The following is a 382-nucleotide window of genomic DNA, read 5'->3' on the forward strand; positions in this document are numbered from 1 at the left end:
TTCTGAACCTATTCCTACCTGCCCGGAATATTTTTCGGGTATGGAAAATGTAAGTTTTAATTTATCGGTATTGACCAGTTTAGCTATGGAAGTGGCGGGGGTCACATAAGTGCCTTCAGAAATATATCTTAAACCTATGGTGCCTGAAAAAGGGGCTTTTACGGTAGCTTTTCCAAGTTGTGCCGCAATAAGCTGTGATTCTGCTTTAGACGATTGTAGATCTGCCTGAGCCACATCATATTCCTCCTGACTTATCGCCTCTTTCCCCAGCAGCAGCTGAGCTCTCCGCTCATTTTCCGCAGCCAGTTTTTCGGCTGTATTTATCTTTGCCAACTGTGCCCGCAGTTCCAGGTCATTGACCTTTAACAGCACCTGACCTTTA

General features: G+C 45.0%; 1 protein-coding gene. It reads right to left on the bottom strand.

Features of this window, described 5'->3' with window-relative positions:
* Nucleotides 1-382 (bottom strand): efflux RND transporter periplasmic adaptor subunit (locus HC175_RS20260; RefSeq protein WP_168139852.1); only part of this gene is annotated, 382 nt, incomplete at both ends.

The organism is Salinimicrobium oceani (assembly GCF_012037645.1).